The 6,676-nt window shown below is 32.4% G+C and carries 10 protein-coding genes; 7 read left to right on the forward strand and 3 right to left on the reverse strand.

The window, feature by feature from the left end; translation table 11 throughout:
• Nucleotides 1-158: 158 nt before the first annotated feature.
• Entirely contained in the window at nucleotides 159-1,634 is a 1,476-nt protein-coding gene (locus AC1DCY_RS02350) for an MDR family MFS transporter (RefSeq protein ID WP_477347091.1), read from the reverse strand.
• 149 nt (nucleotides 1,635-1,783) lie between these two features.
• Here AC1DCY_RS02350 and AC1DCY_RS02355 point away from each other — a divergent pair, with 149 nt between their 5' ends.
• Nucleotides 1,784-2,359: a TetR/AcrR family transcriptional regulator gene (locus tag AC1DCY_RS02355; protein ID WP_477347093.1), complete on the forward strand. Its 576-nt coding sequence runs from the start codon at nucleotides 1,784-1,786 to the stop codon at nucleotides 2,357-2,359.
• Between the two features lie 258 nt (nucleotides 2,360-2,617).
• On the opposite strand, the gene AC1DCY_RS02360 is transcribed toward AC1DCY_RS02355, so the two are convergent.
• Nucleotides 2,618-2,788 (reverse strand): hypothetical protein, encoded by a 171-nt coding sequence (locus AC1DCY_RS02360; RefSeq protein WP_477347094.1) that lies wholly within the window; start codon nucleotides 2,786-2,788, stop codon nucleotides 2,618-2,620.
• 299 nt (nucleotides 2,789-3,087) lie between these two features.
• Between AC1DCY_RS02360 and AC1DCY_RS02365 the strand changes: the two genes are divergently transcribed.
• From AC1DCY_RS02365 to AC1DCY_RS02390, 6 genes are all read left to right on the forward strand, one after another.
• Nucleotides 3,088-3,309: a hypothetical protein gene (locus AC1DCY_RS02365; protein WP_477347096.1), complete on the forward strand. Its 222-nt coding sequence runs from the start codon at nucleotides 3,088-3,090 to the stop codon at nucleotides 3,307-3,309.
• A 287-nt stretch (nucleotides 3,310-3,596) separates the two neighbouring features.
• Entirely contained in the window at nucleotides 3,597-3,752 is a 156-nt protein-coding gene (locus tag AC1DCY_RS02370; RefSeq protein ID WP_169786300.1) for a hypothetical protein, read from the forward strand.
• 206 nt (nucleotides 3,753-3,958) lie between these two features.
• On the forward strand, nucleotides 3,959-4,147 hold the full coding sequence (locus tag AC1DCY_RS02375; RefSeq protein ID WP_477347097.1) for a hypothetical protein: 189 nt from the start codon (nucleotides 3,959-3,961) through the stop codon (nucleotides 4,145-4,147).
• Between the two features lie 153 nt (nucleotides 4,148-4,300).
• Nucleotides 4,301-4,450 (forward strand): hypothetical protein, encoded by a 150-nt coding sequence (locus tag AC1DCY_RS02380; RefSeq protein WP_477347099.1) that lies wholly within the window; start codon nucleotides 4,301-4,303, stop codon nucleotides 4,448-4,450.
• Between the two features lie 6 nt (nucleotides 4,451-4,456).
• Nucleotides 4,457-4,636: a hypothetical protein gene (locus tag AC1DCY_RS02385; protein WP_477347100.1), complete on the forward strand. Its 180-nt coding sequence runs from the start codon at nucleotides 4,457-4,459 to the stop codon at nucleotides 4,634-4,636.
• A gap of 798 nt (nucleotides 4,637-5,434) precedes the next feature.
• Nucleotides 5,435-5,902, forward strand: a complete 468-nt coding sequence (locus AC1DCY_RS02390; RefSeq protein WP_477347101.1) for a hypothetical protein — start codon at nucleotides 5,435-5,437, stop codon at nucleotides 5,900-5,902.
• Nucleotides 5,903-6,160: 258 nt separating this feature from the next.
• On the opposite strand, the gene AC1DCY_RS02395 is transcribed toward AC1DCY_RS02390, so the two are convergent.
• Entirely contained in the window at nucleotides 6,161-6,340 is a 180-nt protein-coding gene (locus tag AC1DCY_RS02395; RefSeq protein WP_477347103.1) for a hypothetical protein, read from the reverse strand.
• Nucleotides 6,341-6,676 lie beyond the last annotated feature (336 nt).

A 6,676-nucleotide genomic window follows, 5' to 3' on the forward strand; every position in this document is an offset into this window, starting at 1 on the left:
AGTGGGGCTAAATCAATTCAAAAACCCTTAGCAAGGGTTTTTCCGTTTCGCTGGCGTACCTTTTATAGACAATCTTCTTTTCAATTGAAAAGAATCCTCTTTTTCTTTTTGATGCTCTAATGAAATCAATCTACAGCTCATACAAAATTTAGGATCTTCTAATTTTCATTGTGTAAGAGCTGAGTGGTTTCTGCTTTCTTTTTCTGTCCTTTTAAGAAAAACGATACAACGAGGGCAACAACTACGAGGATAAATCCAAGCGTAAATGCCCCTTGGAAGCCTGAGGTTAAACCGTTTAATTTTTCTGCTGGATCCATTGGATTTGTTGTGTTTTCCATATATTGAGTTGTGCCTGAAGACATTTTAGATATAAATACAGCTGTTCCAATCGCACCAGCTACCTGAGATAACGTATTAAAGAGCGCTGTACCGTGTGGATAAAGCTCGGGTGTCAATTGATTTAAACCATATGTTTGTGCTGTCATCACAAACATGAGTCCAATCATTAATAAGCTGTGCATCAAGATAATTTGTGTCAATGTTGTTTCTGGGTTAATGCCTTTGAATAGCCACATTGCGCCAGCTACTAACCCAATGCCAGGGATGATAATCGCCTTTGGACTAAGTTTATCAAATAACTTACCTGCAACCGGCCCCATTATACCGCTAACAATACTCCCTGGTAGCATGACCAGCCCTGATTTAAAGGCTGTAACAAGTAAAACAGTCTGTAAGAACATTGGTAATAATGTCATTGATGCGAACAGTGACATCATGACGATGAACATTAATACAACAGTTAAAGTGAACATTGGAAACTTAAATGCACGTAGTTCTAAAATTGGATTATCGATCTTTAATTGACGAACAACAAAAATGATTAACGATATAGCCCCGATAATTAAAGAATAATACACTTTAGAATCTGACCATCCTAAATCACCTGAAGCACTAAAGCTGTACACGATACCACCGAAACCTAATGTTGATAAAAGGATTGATAAATAATCAACTTTTGGTCGTGTTAACTCAGTGACATTTTGAATGTACTTCATTCCAATTAAAATAGAAATGATAACGATAGGAATAACAGAGTAGAATAACCATCTCCAATTTAGTGAATCAACGATCAATCCGGATAATGTAGGACCAACTGCTGGAGAAAACATCATAACAAGTCCGATTAAGCCCATTGTGGCACCACGCTTTTCAGGTGGACAAATAATTAAAATCGTATTCATTAGTAATGGTGAAATTAGTCCAGTAGCGATTGCTTGGACAATACGACCGATTAATAAAACGGAAAATGTTGGTGCGAAGCCAGCAATCAATGTACCGACTAAAAATGTTAACATGGCGGTTAAGAACATTTGTCTTGTTGTGAACCATTGCTGAAGTAAAGCTGTAATCGGTACCAAAACCCCAACTACTAACATGTAGGCTGTAGAAAGCCATTGAATTGTTGAAGCTGATACATCAAATTCTTTCATTAATACTGTTAATGCATTACCAAGTAAAGTTTCGTTTAAAAATGCAACCATTGCCCCTAAAATTAATGCAATTAAAATGGGTGTATGTTTAATATTAGAAATATCAACTTTGCTACTTGAAATACTCTTGGTTGTCATATTCATTTATTGATTTTCCTCCTACCTTTTGTCTCTTTTTTATACACTTGTATATAAAAGAACTTCCGAAATATAATATACACATGTATATTATAGAAAGGGAGAATCAATTTTTAGTATTTGTATACTTAATCTACAGAAAAGGAGAAGTGTAGATGAAAAATAATGAGGAGCAACTGGATTTACGTGTTAGACGTACACATAAATTATTATGGGAGTCTTTATTTGAATTAATGACGCAAGCTAAGCAAAAATATAGTTCCATTACCATCAATCAAATCTGTGATCGTGCGATGGTGCATCGAACAACATTTTATAAACATTTTGAAGATAAAGATGCATTATTGGTATTTGGATTTAAACCATATAAAGATGAAGCTTTAACAATACCACTATTAGATCGAATAACTAAGCCATTTCAAGTGATGGAACAATTCTTACATTATAAAGAGCTAGGCAAAATAATAGAGTCGCAAATGGATGATAAACAATTTATTACCTTTTTAAACTATCAAACTCGTGAAACGCAGAAAGAGGAGTATGAGGGATTACTTCGAATTTGTAAAAATCATACGATACCAAACAAGTTAATTATCGAATTTCATTCGGGAGTAATTACAACGTTAAGAGCATGGTGGGTTCAAAATAGAGAAAGTGTTTCAGCAGTAGAAATGGATAGATACTTCCATCAAATGATTAATCAAGATATTTTTCAATTTGAAAGGGAATGAATAGAGAAGTTTCTGGTGTGAGAAATTTATGAGATTTGAACATATTTGTATTATCGATGTTTTATATTCTCACCTTCAAAAGAGACAAGTTGACTGATGTCAGTGGAATTCTTACTAGCATAGTTTTATATCAATATATCCTATTCTTTTTCAAAATAACTACTATGAGTATGACTTGGCTATCATTTATATACTCATACGTTAGTTGAAAAAATAAACCTATCAATATTAAAAAGTGACCTTGTTTTGATCAAACTTTCAAAGCTCCTTATTTTGATAGGCGATTTCTGGTGTTCGGACCTTGCACACAACTTTTTTCATTTTGAAAAATAATGGATGTTTTTCTAAAGGAATCGTTACTATTGAACTAACGATGCAGTTTACTTTAAGAAGCATATTATTTAAAACCACGATATAATTCTCATCCACAAAGACATTCACCACCTAAAAATGTATAATATAGTTAATTGAACTTTTTGGCAATTTCCACTCGTATGTTCAGGTGGCACAGGAATAGTGCTCAATTAAGCTTCTCTCAACAATAAAAGATAAAGTGGCAGTTGTTATAAAGGAAATGTTTACGAGCCTTAAAGGATTTCAAATCGTACAACAAACATTGATTTTATGTGTAATTTTTCTAGTCTTTAGTTACGGGATCGTTGAAGGACCTAATAAAGAGAAATAAACAGAAATGAATATGCTTTACTGTATTATAAGGTGGTGTATCAATGAGGAATGTAAAGGACGCTGCGGCCATTGCTTTGACTATTATGATTATCAAGTTATTATTCAGACTGATTCCTCCTCATACGAGGTTCGATAGCCTCTTTGAAAAAGGCATCTGGGTTGGGCTCGGAATTATTTTAACTGCTTACTTAATTTTATTTGTGATTGTTTACCTAATACTTGTAGTAAAAAGAAGGCATAACAAGAAAGATGTAGAACTTTAACTTTTGCATATTTAACGCAATAATAGTAGGCAAATGATAATTTTATAGGTATTGAAGAAAAATAAGATGAAGAAGCCGTTTTGCAATAAACTGGGCGCTTTACTCGAAGAACATTGAGTTGCATGTGCAGCTCTTTTTTATTGAACTAACGGCGCAGGTTAGTTCAACAATGATGTTTAACTTGTGTTCAACAATCGGGTCAGATTGTTGAATAACAACTTTTTATGAAGGATTACCAAACGACGCTTTGGGAATGTTAAACTTTAATTACACGAGGGGGCGAAAAAATGGATTATACTAAAATCTATAATGAGGAACTGATTGCCTTAGTAAAAGAGAAAATAAAGTCAGTCGGTGAAATTAAAGCGGTGAAGTTTTTGAGAGAGCAAACAGGTATGTCCTTAATACAGGCAAAGAAATTTGTAGATTTTTGTAAAGAATAGACATAAAAATTAGAGTCAATAAATTAAATTAACCTGTGTTTTATTGCAACAATATTTATAAAGCATACAAAATAAATATAATAAACGTTCCTAAATGAAAGTTTGGTAGCACGGCAGTCGGGACGGAGAGGGCTCTCCAACTCAAGGGGTGTAAGGTATCTGCTTGGCTTCATAAACGGAGCCAGATTGTTTAGGAGGAGAACATTATGCGAGGAAAACAAGTACTTCGTTTTATTTTTATTTTATTTGGTTTGACACTTATATTCTTGAATTTTAGTAGTGGCTTTGATTCAACTCGTGACTGGTTGAATTTAGGTATTGGAGTATTTATTGTAGTGCTTGGCCTTATTGATCCAATCAATGTTTTTAAACACAATAAATCAAAGCAATCATAGTAGTATTTTACTTGAACCTCGCAATCGGACGTTTTAGTGAGAAAGAGGATCGTCAATGGACGGTCTTTTTTCTTTGTCTATACGTTCCATTAGAGTTTAGTCTATCGGTAACGTTTTGATCGAAATCAGAATTTAAGGAGTTGAAATAAGCGAGTGAGCAATGAAAAGGACATCCAAAAGCAGTTTTATAAAATTTATAAAGGGCTAATTAGCGTTTCAGAATTCGAAGAATGGCTTTATAATACACCAGAAATTGAAAAGGTTTATGATGATGACTTTAGACCAGTCTTGAAGGAGAAGTAATTTTAAATGAATAAACGAAAATTGTATTGGGTATTGCTTGTTCCAAGTGTTCTTATATTTATTGTAGCTTTAATTTTATTGCCTGAAAGTAAAAAGAATTATTCTGTATTTATAACTCTCATATTTTGGATTGTTTATTATGGTGTTATTAAAATAAATGATTTAAAAAATAAACAAAAAAACTGACTTTCTTGTGAAGGAGTGTACTTAAACTAACGGTGTGCTTTACTTGAAGAACATTGAGTTGCATTAGCAGCCCTTTTTTTCTTAGGCTGTTTTCGTAAAGTTTGTTGCTTCTGCAAACTAAATGGTTTTGCGGAAAGGCATTTTCATTTCCCCTTATATTAGTACACAAGATTTCTATTTTCTTTAAATGGAAGTGTTATAATTTGTAAAAGCAGAAGGGGATGATATCCAGGATGATATTTTTTCTAATTCTATTATCTATATTTTGTATAATAACGGCTTTTAGTCTTGCTTATAAACGTTCTTGGCAAGCTAAGATTATTATATGGGGACTGTTCTCTGTACTACTTTTTTCCCCTATAATCAGCTTTTTCCTTATAAGAATAACTCAGTATGTAACACAAGATTCGTGGTCAGGTTTACTAGGTGTGTATGCTTTTCCGCTTCTTGAAATAATTTCAATCCTTATGATTGTTATTGGTTGTATAGGCTTTATAAAGAAAAAGGTAACTAAAAAATTAGAACACCGTGAAAATTAGTTTAAACTCTTTCTTTAAATATTTACTTAAATCAATATTATTTGTTTTAGCAACAATCTTTGAGAAAACAGCCTTTTCTTATTGAACTATCGGGGCAGTTTAGTTGAAGAAAAAATTATTAGCTTATTCAACAATAGGGCCATATAATGGAACATCTCTTTTGGTAAATTGGATATTTATGTTAATGTTTAGGGGAGATTGTTAAGGAATATATCTAAGCTAAAGAAGCAAGATTGTTGAATTAAAAAGGAGTGAGATATTGAAAAAAATATATATTTTTGGAGTTATTGTTATTTTACTTTCACTTCTTGGTTTCTATCTCATAGAAAATATTTTTACGATTAAACCTAATGTAACTTCGGGTAATGGAAATCTTGGTATTTTAATTATATTCCTCTTATCACCTATTTTTATCGCGAGTTACTTTTTTACTTATAAAATGGCTAGAGAAATATCCTACAACATAAAGAAAAAGATAATAAGAGTATTCATATTATCCTTGTCACTTATATGTAGCATAATATTGGTATTCCTAATCGTAAATTATATAAATGAATTGATAATTGCTTTGGGAGGAACACCTTCTAATCCTGACTCTAGAATTTATCGCTTCGGTTGGTTTAATCAGTATACAAATAGTATGTATTTTAATCTTTTTACTTTTTTACTGACCCATATTATAACATTCATCATCGGCAATCTATCTGTTATAAAAACAAAATTATAAAGCAAGGTATTTTAACTAACAGGGCAATAGTTAAAAAACATCATTATTGTCTTTTAGATTATCTTGAAATCAAGTCTTCTGTTAAAGGGCGCGATTATGGAATAAGTGCCTCTTTTTCTTCTTCAACTCCCATGAAAGAACTTAATCATCTTTCATTTTCTGTGATGAAGAGCTTATTTTTGCGCTTCATGGATGGCTAACGGGTGCTTTAGTTAAATATTCGATTTACGAAATATCAAACATAAAAACAGGTTGATTCTACACATTTTGTAGATTAACTCTGTTTTTATGTTTTAACAGCAACAATCTTTTAGAAAACAGCCTTACTGTAAATGAATCAATAAAGTGTAGTTCTTGTTCAAAACGAGGGGTTGATTTCCGTTCCGGCTGGGCGCTTTCCTGGGGGCGTCCAGCTTCCACTCCATTCAACCACTTCACATATCATGTATCTTATTGCGTGTCATTCTACTTTTTTGAGAAATCACCCTATCTCAGGCATCTCAACATTCGCAAAGATTCCCTTGACTTTTCAGACTGTAAACAAACTCAAAAAAATATTAAATCTGTTTACAGTCTTTTTTATGACGCAAAAGTTTTTCAACAAATGAAAGGGTGGTATGAAAAATAAAATGTACCCTATAAGATAGACACTTTCAAAAAGGTCATCTTATAGGGTATTTTTGTTTATAATGAAGAAAAAAACGAGCGGTGGTAAATAGTATGACTAAGAATTTATTTTCGAAACAACAACAGGCACAATTAAAATTAAATCCA

It is taken from the genome of Lysinibacillus sp. 10T31 (genome assembly GCF_056394365.1).